General features: G+C 62.2%; 12 protein-coding genes and 1 riboswitch. Of the genes, 10 read left to right on the top strand and 2 right to left on the bottom strand.

From position 1 onward, the window contains the following. Positions 1 to 13: 13 nt before the first annotated feature. Positions 14 to 112, top strand: a riboswitch (TPP riboswitch). A 54-nt stretch (positions 113 to 166) separates the two neighbouring features. The 6 genes from thiB (at position 167) to ilvN (ending at position 5732) form a co-directional block, all read left to right on the top strand. Then, positions 167 to 1153 (top strand): thiamine ABC transporter substrate binding subunit, encoded by a 987-nt coding sequence (thiB, locus tag D781_RS03300; RefSeq protein WP_015670894.1) that lies wholly within the window; start codon positions 167 to 169, stop codon positions 1151 to 1153. Next, a complete protein-coding gene (thiP, locus tag D781_RS03295; protein WP_015670893.1) occupies positions 1129 to 2736 on the top strand; it encodes a thiamine/thiamine pyrophosphate ABC transporter permease ThiP in 1608 nt (535 codons plus the stop codon). The genes thiB and thiP overlap by 25 nt, the downstream gene beginning before the upstream one ends. After that, complete coding sequence (gene thiQ, locus D781_RS03290) at positions 2723 to 3427, top strand: thiamine ABC transporter ATP-binding protein ThiQ (RefSeq protein ID WP_015670892.1); 705 nt, start codon at positions 2723 to 2725, stop codon at positions 3425 to 3427. The genes thiP and thiQ overlap by 14 nt, the downstream gene beginning before the upstream one ends. 103 nt (positions 3428 to 3530) lie before the next feature. Continuing rightward, positions 3531 to 3629, top strand: coding sequence for an ilvB operon leader peptide IvbL (ivbL, locus tag D781_RS23350; RefSeq protein ID WP_099785722.1), 99 nt, complete (start codon positions 3531 to 3533; stop codon positions 3627 to 3629). Positions 3630 to 3740: 111 nt separating this feature from the next. Further along, on the top strand, positions 3741 to 5435 hold the full coding sequence (gene ilvB, locus D781_RS03285; protein ID WP_015670891.1) for an acetolactate synthase large subunit: 1695 nt from the start codon (positions 3741 to 3743) through the stop codon (positions 5433 to 5435). Positions 5436 to 5438: 3 nt separating this feature from the next. Further along, positions 5439 to 5732, top strand: coding sequence for an acetolactate synthase small subunit (gene ilvN / locus D781_RS03280; RefSeq protein ID WP_015670890.1), 294 nt, complete (start codon positions 5439 to 5441; stop codon positions 5730 to 5732). A 32-nt stretch (positions 5733 to 5764) separates the two neighbouring features. Here ilvN and D781_RS03275 read toward each other — a convergent pair whose 3' ends face one another. Next, complete coding sequence (locus D781_RS03275) at positions 5765 to 6532, bottom strand: DedA family protein (RefSeq protein ID WP_015670889.1); 768 nt, start codon at positions 6530 to 6532, stop codon at positions 5765 to 5767. A 233-nt stretch (positions 6533 to 6765) separates the two neighbouring features. Here D781_RS03275 and D781_RS03270 point away from each other — a divergent pair, with 233 nt between their 5' ends. The 3 genes from D781_RS03270 (at position 6766) to rluA (ending at position 12999) form a co-directional block, all read left to right on the top strand. Continuing rightward, a complete protein-coding gene (locus D781_RS03270; protein ID WP_041411990.1) occupies positions 6766 to 9120 on the top strand; it encodes a DNA polymerase II in 2355 nt (784 codons plus the stop codon). Positions 9121 to 9387: 267 nt separating this feature from the next. Further along, positions 9388 to 12294 (top strand): RNA polymerase-associated protein RapA, encoded by a 2907-nt coding sequence (rapA, locus tag D781_RS03265; protein ID WP_015670887.1) that lies wholly within the window; start codon positions 9388 to 9390, stop codon positions 12292 to 12294. Positions 12295 to 12348: 54 nt separating this feature from the next. Continuing rightward, the gene (rluA, locus tag D781_RS03260) at positions 12349 to 12999 is read left to right on the top strand and encodes a bifunctional tRNA pseudouridine(32) synthase/23S rRNA pseudouridine(746) synthase RluA (protein ID WP_015670886.1); all 651 of its coding nucleotides are present in this window, start codon (positions 12349 to 12351) and stop codon (positions 12997 to 12999) included. Positions 13000 to 13059: 60 nt separating this feature from the next. Here the strand turns inward: rluA and djlA are convergent, their stop codons facing one another. Continuing rightward, positions 13060 to 13887 (bottom strand): co-chaperone DjlA, encoded by an 828-nt coding sequence (djlA, locus tag D781_RS03255; RefSeq protein WP_015670885.1) that lies wholly within the window; start codon positions 13885 to 13887, stop codon positions 13060 to 13062. A 228-nt stretch (positions 13888 to 14115) separates the two neighbouring features. Between djlA and lptD the strand changes: the two genes are divergently transcribed. Further along, positions 14116 to 16479 carry an LPS assembly protein LptD gene (gene lptD / locus D781_RS03250; protein WP_015670884.1) on the top strand — a complete coding sequence of 788 codons (2364 nt, stop codon included), beginning with the start codon at positions 14116 to 14118 and terminating at the stop codon, positions 16477 to 16479. Positions 16480 to 16483 lie beyond the last annotated feature (4 nt).

Raw genomic sequence — 16483 nt, 5'->3', positions numbered from 1 at the left:
TCTTTACAATAGCGCCGTCTCAACGGGGTGCGGAACATGGTTTTCGCTGAGAGCAGACCCGTCGAACCTGAACCGGCTAATACCGGCGGAGGGATTTGAGTGCAGCCCCCCGGCTCCCCTGGAGCCCCTCAGATGCCTTTGCTGCCCTAACAATCAGGAGTGCAAAGTGATCAAGAAATTCCTGCCTTGCCTGTTGCTGCTGGCCGCCGCGCCGGCGCTGGCGAAAGAAACGCTGACGGTTTACACCTATGACTCCTTCGCCGCCGACTGGGGTCCCGGCCCGACGATCAAAAAAGCCTTTGAAGCCGACTGCGGCTGCGAGCTGAAGTTTGTGGCGCTGGAAGACGGCGTCTCGCTGCTCAACCGTCTGCGGATGGAAGGGAAAAACAGCAAGGCGGACGTGGTGCTGGGGCTGGATAACAACCTGCTGCAGGCGGCGCGCCAGACCAAACTGTTCGCCGCCAGCGCGGTGGATACCACCGCGCTGAGCGTGCCCGGCGGCTGGCAAGACAACACCTTTATCCCTTACGACTACGGCTACTTCGCCTTCGTGTACAACAAAAACACGCTGAAAAACCCGCCGAAGAGTCTGAAGGAGCTGGTGGAAAGCGACCAACCGTGGAAAGTGATTTACCAGGATCCGCGCACCAGCACCCCGGGCCTCGGCCTGCTGCTGTGGATGCAGAAAATCTACGGCGACGCCGCGCCGCAGGCCTGGCAGAAGCTGGCGAAGAAGACCGTCACCGTCACCAAAGGCTGGAGCGAAGCCTACGGCCTGTTCCTGAAAGGGGAAGGCGATCTGGTGCTGAGTTACACCACCTCACCGGCCTACCATCTGATTGAAGAGAAAAAAGACGCCTACGCCGCCGCCAACTTCAGCGAAGGGCACTACCTGCAGGTGGAAGTCGCCGCCAAATTGCAGGCCAGCCGCCATCCGCAGCTGGCGGAGCGTTTTATGCAGTTTATGCTGACGCCGGCGTTCCAGAACGCCATTCCGACCGGCAACTGGATGTATCCGGTCATCAAGACCCCCCTGCCGGCCGGCTTTGCGCAGCTGCCGGTGCCGCAGACCGCGCTGCAGTACGGTGCGGATGAAGTGGCACAACAGCGAGGCAACTGGATCCGTTCATGGCAAAGCGCCGTCAGCCGTTAATCCCCCACTGGCTGTGGCCCGGCCTGCTGGCCGCCGGCCTGATTCTGCTGGTGGCCGCGCTGGCCTTCGGTTCGCTGCTGCGCCACGCGCCGCACAGCGACGCCCTGTCGCTGTGGCAGGACGACTACCTGTGGCACGTGGTGCGCTTCACCTTCTGGCAGGCGCTGCTGTCGGCGCTGATCTCGGTGCTGCCCGCCATCCTGCTGGCGCGGGCGCTGTACCGCCGGCGCTTTCCCGGCCGCGCGCTGCTGCTGCGGCTGTGCGCCATGACGCTGGTGCTGCCGGTGCTGGTGGCGGTGTTCGGCCTGCTCAGCGTCTACGGCCGGCAGGGCTGGCTGGCGGCGCTGTGCGCCTGGCTGGGGGTCGACTACCAGTTCTCACCTTACGGCCTGCAGGGGATCCTGCTGGCGCATATGTTCTTCAACCTGCCGCTGGCGACCCGCCTGCTGCTACAGGCATTGGAAAACGTACCGGTCGAGCAGCGCCAGCTTGCCGCACAGCTGGGCATGAATGGCTGGCAACAGTTCCGCTTTGTCGAATGGCCGGCGCTGCGCCGCCAGCTCCTGCCGGCCGGCGCGCTGATCTTTATGCTCTGCTTCGCCAGCTTCGCCACCGTACTCTCGCTGGGCGGCGGGCCGCAGGCCACCACCATCGAGCTGGCCATCTATCAGGCGCTGAGCTATGACTACGATCTCAGCCACGCCGCGCTGCTGGCGCTGATTCAGCTGGTCTGCTGCCTGGGGCTGGTGATGCTCAGCCAGCGGCTCAGTCAGGCGCTACCGGTGGGCGCAACGCAGGCGCTGCGCTGGCGCAACCCGGAGGACAGCCGCCGCCGCCGTCTGACCGACGCGCTGCTGATCGCCGCCGCCCTGCTGCTGCTGCTGCCGCCGCTGTTGGCGGTGGTGGTCGACGGCACCAATCAGGCGATCGCCAGCGTTCTGCAGCAGCCGGCGCTGTGGCAGGCGCTGTTCACCTCCCTGCGTATCGCCGTCGGCGCTGGCCTGCTGTGCCTGCTGCTGACCATGATGCTGCTGTGGAGCAGCCGCGAGCTGAAGCTGCGCCAACAGCCACGCCGTGGCCAGGCGCTGGAGCTGAGCGGCATGCTGATTCTGGCGATGCCCGGCATCGTGCTGGCCACCGGCTTCTTCCTGCTGCTCAACGACACCGTCGGGCTGCCGCAGTCACCCTATGCGCTGGTGATCCTGACCAATGCGCTGATGGCGGTGCCCTATGCGCTGAAAGTGTTGGAGAACCCGATGCGCGACGTGGCGGAACGCTATAACCCGCTGTGCCTGTCGCTGGGCATGCAGGGCTGGCGGCGGCTGCGCTGGATCGAACTGCGCGCCCTGCGCCGTCCGCTGGCGCAGGCGCTGGCCTTCTCCTGCGTGCTGTCAATCGGCGATTTCGGCGTGGTGGCGCTGTTCGGCAACGAACAGTTCCGCACCCTGCCGTTCTATCTGTACCAGCAGATCGGCGCTTATCGCAGCAATGACGGCGCGGTTACCGCCCTGTTACTGTTATTGTTGTGCTTCCTGCTTTTCACCCTGATTGAACGCTTACCGGGCCGCGATGATAGAACTTGACCAACTGACCTACCTGTATGAACACCTGCCGATGCGCTTTGACCTGCGCATCCGTCCGGGCGAACGCGTGGCGGTGCTCGGGCCGAGCGGCGCGGGGAAAAGCACCCTGCTCAGCCTGATCGCCGGCTTTCTCGCCGCGGACAGCGGCGGACTGCGCCTTGACGGCGCCGATCATACCCGCACGCCGCCGGCGCAGCGGCCGGTGTCGATGCTGTTTCAGGAAAACAATCTGTTTGCCCACCTGACGGTGGAGCAAAACATCGGGCTGGGGCTGGATCCTGGCCTCAGACTTAACGCCCGGCAAAAACAGCAGCTGGCGCAGATCGCCGAACAGGTTGGCCTGACGGAACACCTGCCGCGCCTGCCGTCGCAGCTGTCCGGCGGCCAGCGTCAGCGCGCAGCGCTGGCCCGCTGCCTGATCCGCCAGCGGCCGATTCTGCTGCTGGACGAGCCTTTTTCGGCGCTCGACCCGGCGCTGCGCGGCGAGATGCTGCAGCTGCTGGATACGGTGTGTCGGCAGCGCGCGCTGACGCTGCTGATGGTGTCGCACAATCTGGACGACGCCGCGCGCATCGCCCCGCGCACGCTGCTGGTGGTGGACGGCCGCATCTATTATGACGGCCCGACGCAGCCGCTGCTGGACGGCAGCGCCCCCGAGGCCCGCGTGCTGGGTATTCGCGGAAAAGCGTGATCTGTCGCGCGTTTTTTATGCTGCGGCAATAAAGCGGTTGTGCGAATTTCGCACCTGTGCTTTTATAAAATCCTGAATTTTTTTACTGATGATAAGGTTCCCTGTGATCGCATCCTCGCTGACTTCGACCCTACTAGTTACCGCGCTACCAGCCGCGGTGGTCGTCGTGCGTGTGGTGGTGGTCGTCGGCAATGCGCCGTAGGGTCCGAATCAACGCATCGATTCCCAAACCCCGCCGGCGCAAACCGGGCGGGGTTTCTTGTTTTAGTGCCCTGCCCGCCAAAGCTCACCGGCCTTGAGAAAGGACAGGAACATGGCAATTACGGGCACGCCTCACGCAGGCACACGCTTTACCGGCGCGCAGCTGATCGTTCATCTGCTGGAGCGTCAGGGCATCACCACCGTCGCCGGCATTCCCGGCGGCGCCGCGCTGCCGCTGTATGACGCGCTGAGCCAGAGCACCATCATCCGCCACGTGCTGGCGCGTCACGAGCAGGGTGCCGGCTTTATGGCGCAGGGCATGGCGCGCGCTACCGGTAAGGCGGCGGTATGCATCGCCTCCAGCGGCCCGGGCGCCACCAACCTGGTCACCGCCATCGCCGACGCCAAGCTCGACTCCATTCCGCTGGTGTGCATCACCGGCCAGGTGCCCTCCTCGATGATCGGCACCGACGCCTTTCAGGAAGTAGACACCTACGGCATGTCGATCCCAATCACCAAGCACAACCATCTGGTGCGCGATATCAGCGAGCTGCCGCAGGTGATCCACGATGCGTTCCGCATCGCCGAGTCCGGCCGCCCCGGCCCGGTATGGATCGACGTGCCGAAGGATATCCAAACCGCCGAGATTGAGCTGGATCGGCTGCCGCCGATAGCGCAGCCGGACGCCGCGCCGGCGTTCAGCCCCGCCGACGTCGCCCAGGCGGCGGCGATGATCAATCAGGCCCAGCGGCCGGTGCTCTATCTGGGCGGCGGCATCATCTGCGCCGACGCGCACCGCGCCGCGCTGCAGCTGGCCGAGCGCGCCAGCCTGCCAACCACCATGACGCTGATGGCGCTGGGCGCCATGCCGGTCGACCATCCGTTATCGCTGGGGATGCTGGGCATGCACGCCGCACGCAGCACCAACTTTATTCTGCAGGAAGCCGACCTGCTGGTGGTGCTGGGCGCGCGCTTTGACGACCGCGCCATCGGCAAGACCGAGCAGTTCTGCCCGAACGCCAAAATCATTCACGTGGATATCGACCGGGCGGAACTGGGCAAGGTGAAGCAGCCGCAGGTGGCGATCCACGGCGACGTCGGACAGGTTCTGCAGCAGCTGCTGCCGCAGATCGACGCCCAGCCGCGCAGCGCCTGGCTGAACACCGTCAACGACCTCAAGCGCGAGTTCCCGTTCAGCATGCCGCACGCCGACGATCCGCTCAGCCATTACGGCCTGGTGCTGGCCGCCGCGCGCTGCGTGGATGAAAACGCCATCGTCACCACCGACGTCGGCCAGCATCAAATGTGGGTGGCGCAGGCCTACCCGCTGCGCCGTCCGCGCCAGTGGCAGACCTCCGGCGGCCTCGGCACCATGGGTTTCGGCCTGCCGGCGGCGATCGGCGCGGCGCTGGCCGAGCCGCAGCGCAAGGTGCTGTGTTTTTCCGGTGACGGCAGCCTGATGATGAACATTCAGGAGATGGCCACCGCGGCCGAGCATAATCTGGACGTCAAAATCATCCTGATGAACAATCAGGCGCTGGGGCTGGTGCACCAGCAGCAGACCCTGTTTTATCAGCAGCGTATCTTTGCCGCCGCCTATCCGCAGCGTACCGATTTCCTGACCATCGCCGCCGGTTTCGGGCTGGACACCTGCGATCTGAACGCCGCCGCCGATCCGCAGGCCGCGCTGGCGGAGGCCATTGCGCGTCCCGGCCCTTGCCTGATCCACGCGCTGATCGATACCAACGAAAAAGTATTCCCGATGGTGCCGCCGGGCGCCGCCAACATCGATATGATTGGAGAATAAGCCATGCTACACGCTCAACAGAAATCACAGGTCATTCTCGAACTGGCGGTTCGCAACCACCCCGGCGTGATGTCGCACGTCTGCGGCCTGTTCGCCCGCCGCGCGTTTAACGTGGAAGGGATTTTGTGTATGCCGCTGAAAGACGGCAAGCAGAGCCGCATCTGGCTGCTGGTGGCCGATGACCAGCGGCTGGTGCAGATGATAAGCCAGGTGGAAAAGTTGGAAGATGTGCTGCAGGTGAAGCGCCACAGTGAGGATCTGCGGGTCTTTGAACAGCTGGAGGCATTTTTCCAGTAACCGTGCGGGGCGGCCAGCGCCGCCCCTCCCGATCACCCGGCCAGCACCTGCCACAGCAGATGACGGTATACCGGCATCAGCGGCTGCTGGCTCATCAGGTAACCGCAGCCAACGGCGGCCATCCAGCCGAGCACGCAGGCAACGCGCAGCCGCAGCGGCGTCAGCCAGCGGCCCAGCCGGTCGCTGCCGCGCTTCTTCTCCCGCCACCAGCGCCAGCTGAGCCAGCCGGCCAGCCACAGCAGGACGATCGACCCGAACAGCAGCCATTTAAACAGCGCGCTGCCCTGTGAGGACGGAATATCAATCGCCACCCCCGCCAGAATGCCGGGAAAGAAATAGACCGGCGGCCAGGTGATACAGCCGATAATATTCGGCAGCGCGAACTTGTACGGCGGTAAATCAAGCATGCCGGCCACCATCGGCACCAGCGGCCGCGTCGGCCCGACGAAGCGCCCCAGCAGTACGGTAAACATGCTGTGCTGATGCAGCGCATGCTCGGTGCGATCGAGCATCGCCTTATGCTTTTTCAGGAATGACCAGCGGTGCAACGGCCCTTTAAACGCCCGGCCGATAAAATATGAGATCCAGTCGCCGAGGAAACAGCCGATGCCGCCGGCCGCCCAGGCCAGATACAGATCCACCTGACCGCTGCCGATCAGCGCACCGACGCTGGCCATCATCACGGTGCCCGGCAGCAACAGCCCCACCAGCGCCAGCGATTCCAGAAAGGTCACCAGAAAAATGACCATCAGAGTGAAAGCCAATGATTGCGCGATCAAATGTTGTAAATAGGCTTCCATCAAACCTCTGTGTGTTATCTCAAGCGTCTGGGCGAGGGATTGTCCGGTGAGGATCAGAGTGAGTCAACTCCTGAATTGTATGCGTTTTTGGCAGCGTGGAGATATAGGACGCAATACTGTATAAAAAACCATGTTATACTTGGGTTCTGACACCGCATCGGCGCAGCCGTCCGATGCCTTCCTATTCGGCTACGCAGATAAATACCGCCTTGAACGATAACGCCGCATCCCCGATGCAGGGTTTCCTGCTCACCTGCCACTGGCGCGATACGCCGGCCGGCACCGAAGTCGAATTCTGGCTGGCGACGGATCGCGGCCCGCAACGGCTGCGTCTGCCGCCGCAGACCTCGGTGGCGTTTATTCCCGCCGAGCAGCGCCAGCGGGCGGAGCTGCTGCTGCGCGGCGAACGGCTGTGGGAACTGAAAGCGCTGCCACTGCAGGATTTCCACGCACGGCCGGTGCTGGGGCTGTATTGCCGCCAGCATCGTCAGCTGATCAAACTGGAAAAAATGCTCAGGGAGGGCGGCGTCAGCGTCTACGAGGCCGATATCCGTCCGCCGGAGCGCTATCTGATGGAGCGCTTTATCACCGCGCCAGTCTGGTTCAGCGGGCGGCCCGGCGGCGACGGCGTCTGGCTTGACGGCCAGATGAAGCCGGCGCCGGACTACCGTCCGCGGCTGAAACTGGCGTCGCTGGACATTGAGACCACCGCCCACGGCGAGCTGTATTCCATCGCGCTGGAGGGTTGCGGCCAGCGGCAGGTGTATATGCTCGGCCCGGCCAACGGCGACGACGAACCGCTGGATTTCGCGCTGGAGTACTGCACCAGCCGGCCGCAGCTGCTGGAGCGCCTGAACCAGTGGCTGGAGCGTCACGACCCGGATGCCATTATCGGCTGGAACCTGATCCAGTTTGATCTGCGCGTGCTGCAAAAACACGCCGAACGCTACCAGATCCCGCTGCGCTTCGGCCGTGGCGGCAGCCCGCTGGAGTGGCGCGAACACGGCTTTAAGCAGAACCACTTCTTTTGCTCCGCCGCCGGCCGGCTGATTATCGACGGGATTGAGGCGCTGAAGTCCGCCACCTGGAACTTCCCCTCCTTCAGTCTGGAATATGTCTCGCAGACCCTGCTGGGGGAAGGCAAATCCATCGATAATCCCTACCAGCGCATGGCGGAAATCGACCGGCAGTTTGCCGAGGACAAGCCGGCGCTGGCGCGCTATAACCTGAAAGACTGCGAGCTGGTGACGCGGATTTTCGCCGCCACCGAACTGCTGCCCTTTTTGCTCGAGCGCGCCACCGTTACCGGGCTGGCGGCGGACCGCAGCGGCGGCTCAGTGGCGGCCTTCAGCCACCTGTATATGCCGCGCATGCATCGCCAGGGCTACGTGGCGCCCAACCTCGGCGAGCTGCCGGAAGAACACAGCCCCGGCGGCTTTGTGATGGATTCGCAGCCCGGCCTGTATGACTCGGTGCTGGTGCTGGATTACAAAAGCCTCTATCCCTCGATCATCCGGACTTTCCTGATCGATCCGGTCGGCCTGGTGGAAGGCATGCTGCACCCGGACGATGCCGATTCGGTGCCCGGCTTCCGCAACGCGCGCTTCTCGCGCAGCAAACACAGCCTGCCGGCGATCGTCAGCCAGATCTGGCAGGGGCGCGAACAGGCGAAGCTGCATAACAACAAACCGCTGTCGCAGGCGCTGAAAATCATTATGAACGCCTTCTACGGCGTGCTCGGCGCCAGCGGCTGCCGCTTCTTCGATCCGCGGCTGGCATCGTCTATCACCCTGCGCGGCCATGAGATCATGCGGCAAACCCGAACGCTCATCGAAGCCCGCGGCTATCAGGTGATTTACGGCGATACCGATTCCACCTTCGTCTGGCTGAAACAGGCGCATGACGAGCAGCAGGCGACGCAGATCGGCCGCGAGCTGGTGCAATACGTCAATCAGTGGTGGCAGCAGCATCTGCAGCAGCAATATCAGCTGACCAGCGCGCTGGAGCTGGAGTTTGAAACCCACTACAGCCGCTTTCTGATGCCCACCATCCGCGGCGCGGAGCAGGGCAGTAAAAAACGCTATGCCGGCCTGATCGCCAGGCCCGGCGCCGAACCGCAGATGGTGTATAAAGGGCTGGAAACGGTGCGCACCGACTGGACGCCGCTGGCGCAGCAGTTCCAGCAGCAGCTGTATCAGCGCATTTTCCTGCGCCAGCCGTATCAGGCGTTCGTGCGCGACTACGTCGCCAAAACGCTGGCCGGCGCCTTCGACGACCAGCTGGTGTACCGCAAACGCCTGCGCCGCAAACTGGACGACTATCAGCGCAACGTGCCGCCGCACGTCCGGGCGGCGCGCATCGCCGATGACTATAACCGCCAGCAGGGTCGCCCGCTGCAGTACCAAAACGGCGGCTGGATCAGCTATGTGATCACCCTGGCCGGGCCGGAGCCGCTGGAAACGCAAAGTTCACCGCTCGACTACCAGCATTACCTGGAGCGCCAGCTGCAACCGGTGGCAGACGCTATACTTCCCTTCCTGCACGATGATTTCACCACCCTGATCACCGGGCAGCTTGGATTGTTCTGACGCGACGACGGAGCGAGAAGAAACCCTATTAAACGGGCGTGTTAGGACAGAATGCGGGAAGCGAAAATTCCTCCGGTTTTGCAGGTGACGAACGCGCCGCCTTCCATTACCATAGCGCCCTTCCCAAATTCTTAACCACTGGCCATGCCGTCTTGCGACGTCCGCATGGAGTGTACAGCTATTGCCCGCCCAATCAGAATAACCGGGTATGAACAGGTGCTGCGCCGCAGCGAGAAGACTTACTTAAAAGAATCGAGCCGATAATATATGCCTTTTACTCTTGGTCAACGCTGGATCAGCGATACGGAAAGCGAATTAGGTCTGGGTACCGTCGTGGCGCTGGATGCGCGCATGATCACCCTGCTTTTCCCCGCCACCGGTGAAAACCGTCTCTACGCCAGAAATGATTCCCCGATCACCCGCGTGATGTTCAACCCGGGCGATACCATCACCAGCCATGAAGGCTGGCAGCTTCAGGTAGAGGAAGTGAAAGAGGACAACGGGCTGCTGACCTATATCGGCACCCGCACGGACACGCAGGAAAGCGGCGTGGCAATGCGCGAAGTGCTGCTGGACAGCAAGCTCACCTTCAGCAAACCGCAGGACCGCCTGTTTGCCGGTCAGATTGACCGTATGGATCGTTTCGCGCTGCGCTTCCGCGCGCGCAAATACCTCAGCGAACAGTATCGCCTGCCGTTCGCCGGCCTGCGCGGCATGCGCGCCAGCCTGATCCCGCACCAGCTGCATATCGCCTATGAAGTCGGCCAGCGCCATGCGCCGCGCGTATTGCTGGCGGATGAGGTCGGCCTGGGCAAAACCATCGAAGCCGGCATGATTATCCACCAGCAGCTGCTGGCCGGCCGCGCCGAACGCGTGCTGATCGTGGTGCCGGAAACGCTGCAGCATCAGTGGCTGGTGGAGATGATGCGCCGCTTCAACCTGTACTTCTCGCTGTTCGACGACAGCCGCTACGCCGAAGCCAAGCTCGACAGCAGCAACCCGTTCGAGACCGAACAGCTGGTGATCTGCTCGCTGGACTTTGTGCGCCGCAACAAACAGCGCCTGGAAGAGCTGTCCGACGCCCAGTGGGATCTGCTGGTGGTCGATGAAGCCCACCACCTGGCCTGGAGCGAAGACGCCCCGAGCCGTGAATACCAGGTTATCGAACAGCTGGCGGAACACACCCCCGGCGTGCTGCTGCTGACGGCGACGCCGGAACAGCTGGGTCAGCAGAGCCACTTCGCCCGCCTGCGCCTGCTGGATCCGAACCGCTTCCACGACTATCAGGAGTTCGTCACCGAGCAGCAAAAATACCGGCCGGTAGCCGATGCCGTCACCCTGCTGCTGAGCGGTGAGCATCTGGCGAACGACAAGCTGAACCTGCTGGGTGAACTGATCGAAGAACAGGATATCGAACCGCTGCTGCAAGCGGCCAATGGCGACGGCGAAAACAGCGAAGCCGCGCGCCAGGAGCTGGTCACCATGCTGATGGACCGCCACGGCACCAGCCGCGTGCTGTTCCGCAACACCCGTCAGGGCGTTAAAGGCTTCCCGCACCGTAACCTGCACCAAATCAAACTGCCGCTGCCCGATCAGTACCAGACGGCGATCAAGGTGTCCGGCATAATGGGGGCGAAAAAGAGCCTGGAGGCGCGCGCGCGCGACATGCTGTATCCGGAGCAGATCTATCAGGAGTTCGAAGGCGAAAACGCCACCTGGTGGAACTTCGACCCACGCGTAGAGTGGCTGCTGAACTACCTGATCGCCAACCGTCATGAAAAAGTGCTGGTGATCTGCGCCCAGGCGACCACCGCCCTGCAGCTGGAGCAGGTGCTGCGCGAGCGGGAAGCCATCCGCGCCGCGGTATTCCACGAAGGGCTGAGCATCATCGAGCGCGACCGCGCGGCCGCCTACTTCGCCTCCGAAGAGGATGGCGCCCAGGTGCTGCTGTGTTCTGAAATCGGCTCCGAAGGGCGCAACTTCCAGTTCGCCAGCCAGCTGGTGATGTTCGACCTGCCGTTCAACCCAGATCTGCTGGAGCAACGCATCGGCCGTCTGGACCGCATCGGTCAGCTGCACGATATCCAGATCATGGTGCCGTATCTGGAAAACACCGCGCAGGCGGTGCTGGGCCGCTGGTTCCATGAGGGACTCGACGCCTTTGAGCACACCTGCCCGACCGGCCGCACCATCTACGACAGCAGCTATGAGCGCCTGATCGGCTATCTGGCCGCACCGACCGAGCAGGCCGGACTGGATGAATTTATCCACGAGTGCCGTCAACAACACGATCAGCTGAAATCCCAGCTGGAACAGGGTCGCGACCGCCTGCTGGAGATGCACTCCAACGGCGGCGACAAGGCGCAGGCGCTGGCCGACGCCATCGCCGAGCAGGACAACGACGTCAATCTGGTGAGCTTTGCGCTCAACCTGTTTGATATTGTCGGCATCAATCAGGAAGACCGCAGCGATAACCTGATCGTGCTGACGCCGTCCGACCATATGCTGGTGCCAGACTTCCCGGGCCTGCCGCAGGACGGCTGCACCGTCACCTTCGACCGTGAGCAGGCGCTGTCGCGCGAAGATGCGCAGTTCGTCAGTTGGGAGCACCCGATTATCCGCAACGGGCTGGATCTGATCGTCTCCGGCGATACCGGCAGCTGCGCGGTATCGCTGCTGAAGAACAAGGCGCTGCCGGTCGGCACGCTGCTGGTGGAGCTGGTGTACGTGGTCGAGGCGCAGGCGCCGAAGCACCTGCAGCTGACGCGCTTCCTGCCGCCAACGCCAATCCGCATGCTGCTGGACCGCAAGGGCACCAACCTGGCGGGACAGGTGGAGTTTGAAAGCTTTAACCGCCAGCTGAACGCCGTGAACCGCCACACTTCCAGCAAGCTGGTCAACGCCGTCCAGCAGGACGTGCACGCCATGCTGCAGCAGGCGGAAAGCCTGGTAGAGGCCGAAGCGCGGACGCTGATCGAGCAGGCCAAGCAGGAAGCCGACGACAAGCTGAGCAACGAACTGGCGCGCCTGGAAGCGCTGAAAGCGGTCAACCCGAACATCCGCGACGACGAAGTCGAAACGCTGGAGTTCAACCGCAAACAGGTGCTGGCGAACCTGAACGACGCCGGCTGGCGTCTGGACGCCATTCGTCTGGTGGTTGTCACCCATCAGTAACGTCCACGCACGGGGAGCCGCCGCTCCCCGTACGCCTTTCTCCGCGGAGCCTATATGGAACCCTATAATCCCCCTACCGACCCGCTGCATATCCTGTATCAGGATGCGCATATTATCGTGGTCAACAAGCCCAGCGGGCTGCTGTCGGTGCCGGGACGCGCGCCGGAAAACAAAGACAGCCTGATGACGCGCATCCAGGCCGATTATCCCGAGGCCGAATCGGTGCACCGGCTGGATATGGCCACCAGCGGCGTGATCGTCGTGGCGCTGAACAAAGCGGCGGAGCGCGAGCTGAAACGCCAGTTCCGCGAACGCGAGCCGAAAAAATCCTACGTGGCCCGCGTATGGGGCCATCTGGCGCAGGATGAAGGATTGGTGGATTTACCGCTGATTTGCGACTGGCCGAATCGCCCGTTGCAGAAGGTGTGTTTTGACACCGGCAAGGCGGCGCAAACGGAATACCGGGTGCTGTCGCGCGACGCCGACGGCAGCACGCGGGTACTGCTGACGCCGATCACCGGGCGTTCACATCAGCTGCGGGTGCATATGCTGGCTCTGGGTCACCCGATCCTCGGCGACGGTTTCTACGCGCCGCCGGCGGCCAAAGCGATGGCGCCGCGTCTGCAGCTGCATGCCCAGGAGCTGCGTATCACCCATCCGGCGTTTCACACGCCGATGCACTTTCGCGCCGAAGCGGATTTCTGACGCGCTGCGCAGCTCCCCGGCGGCGGGCCAATCGCGCCCGTGCCGGAGAAACTGCGGCGGTTACTTAAAGCCTTTCTCGCGCTTGATCAGATCGTACGCCGACTGAATCTCCTGCGCCTTCTGCTTGGCCATCTCCATCATTTCCGGCGGCAACCCCTTCGCCACCAGCTTATCCGGATGGTGCTCGCTCATCAGCTTGCGGTAGGCGCGCTTGATGGTCGCCGCATCGTCGCTGCTGTTGACCCCCAGTACCTTGCAGGCGTCTTCCAGCGTCGGGCCGCGCTGCGCCCGCTGGTAACCACCGTGCGAATAGCCGCCCTGCTGTTGATAGCCGCCGCCGAACTGCTGGCCGCCTTCCATCATGCGCAGGAACTGGTCGAACTGGGCGCGCGAAATCCCCAACTCTTCGGCGATCACATACAGCACCTGACGTTCATTGGGGTGCAAGGAGCCGTCGGCAAACGCCGCCTGGATCTGAATTTCCAGAAACATCCGAATCAGATCGAAACGGCCGAAACAGATGCTGCGGAACTGCTGCAGCGCTTCGCGCAGCGGGAAATTGCTCTCCTTGCCTTCACGGAACGCCTGCTGCGCCGCGGTGCGCGATTCGCCGTGCAACTGCATGCGGTCCATAAACAGGCTGGCGACCTGAATATCCGCTTCGGTCACGCGCCCTTTTGATTTGGTAAGGTGCCCCATGACCTGAAAAGTGGTGCGGAAAAACAGCGTTTGCCGCGTTTGCTGACCGGCGAAAAAGCCCCGGCTGCGCTTATTGTTGCGCGCAGTATCGATCATATGGCCGATAATCAGCCCCAAAACTACGCCCCAGAAGCCCGCGCCAGCCCAAACGGCGACAATGACTCCGAGCAGTTTTCCCCAATACTGCATATACTCCTCAATTATATTACTTTCAGCACGCTGCCCGTCGCCGTAATCAGCTAAGGGTTAGGCGATTTTTCCCAAGATTTCGATTATCATACCTGTCATTTATTGCAGCACCTAACAACAGAGCAGTGAAACGGCAGGATTTTACAGTAGCGCAACGTAGATGAGTGATATAGTCTCTGACCGTTTGCCGGACATGACGCCTCTGATGACGGAACACCAAAACCGCGTATGAAAAAAAGTTTCCCAACACTGCTGGCCACGATGATTTGGACGGCACTTTACAGTCAGCACGCGCTGGCCGATCTCGCCGAACAGTGCATGCTCGGCGTACCGACGTATGACAAACCGCTCGTCAGCGGCGATCCCAACTCTCTGCCGGTCACCATCAACTCTGATGATTCCCGCGCCGATCAAGGCAACGCCGTTTTCAGCGGCAACGTCAAGATCGAACAGGGCAACAGCACGCTGACCGCCAAGCAGGTAGAGCTGAACCAGGTGCAGGCCGCAGGTCAGAACGATCCGGTACGCACCGTCACCGCCACCGGCGACGTGCACTATGACGACAACCAGATCAAACTGAAAGGGCCGAAGGCCTGGTCAAACCTGAACACCAAAGACACCGATGTCTATCAGGGCGACTATCAGATGGTCGGCCGTCAGGGGCGCGGCGACGCAGACAAAATGAAGATGCGCGGCCAGAACCGCTACACCATTTTGGAAAACGGCTCCTTCACCTCCTGCCTGCCGGGCGACAACAGCTGGAGCGTGGTCGGTTCCGAAGTGATCCACGACCGTGAAGAGCAGGTGGCGGAAATCTGGAACGCGCGCTTTAAAATCGCCGGCGTACCGGTGTTCTACAGCCCCTATCTGCAGCTGCCGGTGGGCGATAAGCGCCGCTCCGGCTTCCTGATCCCGAATGCGAAATACGGCAGTAACAACGGCTTCGAATTTATGCTGCCGTATTACTGGAATATCGCGCCGAACTTCGACGCCACCATCACGCCGCACTATATGACCAAACGCGGCCTGCAGTGGCAGAACGAATTCCGCTACCTGACCCAACCGGGCAGGGGCACCATCGAACTGGACTGGCTGCCGAGCGATAACGAATACAACAAGGATCATCCGCAGGATGACGACACCCGCTGGCTGTTCTACTGGAACCACAGCGGCGTAATGGATCAGGTGTGGCGCTTCAACGTCGACTACACCAAAGTCAGCGACTCGCAGTATTTCAACGATCTGGACTCTCAGTACGGATCCACCACCGACGGCTACGCCACGCAGAAATTCAGCGCCGGTTACGCCGATGAAAACTTCGACGCCACCATCGCTTCCAAGCAGTTCCAGATCTATGACGACGTCAACCGCACCAGCACCGAGTCCTACAAGGTGCTGCCGCAGATCGATCTGAACTACTACAAAAACGATCTGGGGCCGTTCGATCTGCGCGTGTATGGTCAGGCGGCCAAATTCGTCAATATCAACCCGTACAGCCCGGACGCCACCCGTCTGCACCTGGAACCGACGCTGAGCCTGCCGATGACCAACGGCTGGGGCTCGCTGAACAGCGAAGTCAAACTGCTGGCGACCCACTATCAGCAGGATATTCCGGACGGCTTCAAGGCCAACTATAAAAACCGCACCGGCCGTGACGCGCCGGAGCTGGACGACTCCGTCAACCGCGTGATGCCGCAGTTCAAGGTTGACGGCAAGATGGTGTTCGACCGCGATATGAACTGGGCGCAGGGCTACACCCAAACGCTGGAGCCGCGCTTGCAGTACCTGTACGTGCCGTACCGCGACCAGAGCAATATCTACTCCTACGACTCAACGCTGCTGCAGACCGACTATTCCGGCCTGTTCCGCGACCGCAGCTACAGCGGCCTGGACCGCATTGCCTCGCAGAACCGTCTGGCGACCGGTTTGACCTCGCGCATTTATGATGACGCGTTGGTTGAACGTTTCAACGTATCCGTGGGTCAAATCTATTACTTCAGCCGTTCACGTACCGGAGATAACAATTCCGGTTACGACAAGAATGATGACACCGGCAGCCTGGTATGGGCCGGCGACACCTATTGGAAGATCGACGATCGCTGGGGCCTGCGCGGCGGCGTACAGTACGATACCCGCCTTGACAGCGTAGCCCTCGGCGACGCGGTGCTGGAGTACCGTCAGGACAGTGAACGCATGGTGCAGCTGAACTACCGCTACGCCAGCCCGGAATATATTCAGGCCACGCTGCCGCAGGTCACCAGCCCTGGCTATCAGGACGGTATCTCGCAGGTGGGCGTCACCGCCAGCTGGCCGATTGCTGACCGTTGGGCCGTGGTTGGCGCGTATTACTATGATACCCGTGCGCAGCAGTCCGCCGATCAGCTGGTCGGCCTGCGTTATAACACCTGCTGCTGGGCGGTTAACATCGGTTATGAACGCAAGATCACCGACTGGGATCGCGGCAATCAAACCAGCAAATATGACAACAAAGTTTCATTCAACATCGAACTGCGCGGTCTGAGCAGCGACCACAGCCTCGGCACCGGCGAAATGCTGCGTTCGGGTATTCTGCCGTACCAGCGCGCATTCTGATGCT

The sequence above is a fragment of the Serratia sp. FGI94 genome (assembly GCF_000330865.1).
GTDB lineage: Bacteria > Pseudomonadota > Gammaproteobacteria > Enterobacterales > Enterobacteriaceae > Serratia_B > Serratia_B rubidaea.
Note: the sequence above shows the minus strand (reverse complement) of the source record. Positions and strands in the feature narration are given on the sequence as shown.

Bases quoted from the DNA above. Each gene is read 5' to 3' on its own strand.
- thiP (WP_015670893.1), top strand. From the start codon at position 1,129: ATGGCAAAGCGCCGTCAGCCGTTAATCCCCCACTGGCTGTGGCCCGGC.
- thiQ (WP_015670892.1), top strand. From the start codon at position 2,723: ATGATAGAACTTGACCAACTGACCTACCTGTATGAACACCTGCCGATG.
- ilvB (WP_015670891.1), top strand. From the start codon at position 3,741: ATGGCAATTACGGGCACGCCTCACGCAGGCACACGCTTTACCGGCGCG.
- ilvN (WP_015670890.1), top strand. From the start codon at position 5,439: ATGCTACACGCTCAACAGAAATCACAGGTCATTCTCGAACTGGCGGTT.
- D781_RS03275 (WP_015670889.1), bottom strand. From the start codon at position 6,532: ATGGAAGCCTATTTACAACATTTGATCGCGCAATCATTGGCTTTCACT.
- D781_RS03270 (WP_041411990.1), top strand. From the start codon at position 6,766: ATGCAGGGTTTCCTGCTCACCTGCCACTGGCGCGATACGCCGGCCGGC.
- rapA (WP_015670887.1), top strand. From the start codon at position 9,388: ATGCCTTTTACTCTTGGTCAACGCTGGATCAGCGATACGGAAAGCGAA.
- rluA (WP_015670886.1), top strand. From the start codon at position 12,349: ATGGAACCCTATAATCCCCCTACCGACCCGCTGCATATCCTGTATCAG.
- djlA (WP_015670885.1), bottom strand. From the start codon at position 13,887: ATGCAGTATTGGGGAAAACTGCTCGGAGTCATTGTCGCCGTTTGGGCT.
- lptD (WP_015670884.1), top strand. From the start codon at position 14,116: ATGAAAAAAAGTTTCCCAACACTGCTGGCCACGATGATTTGGACGGCA.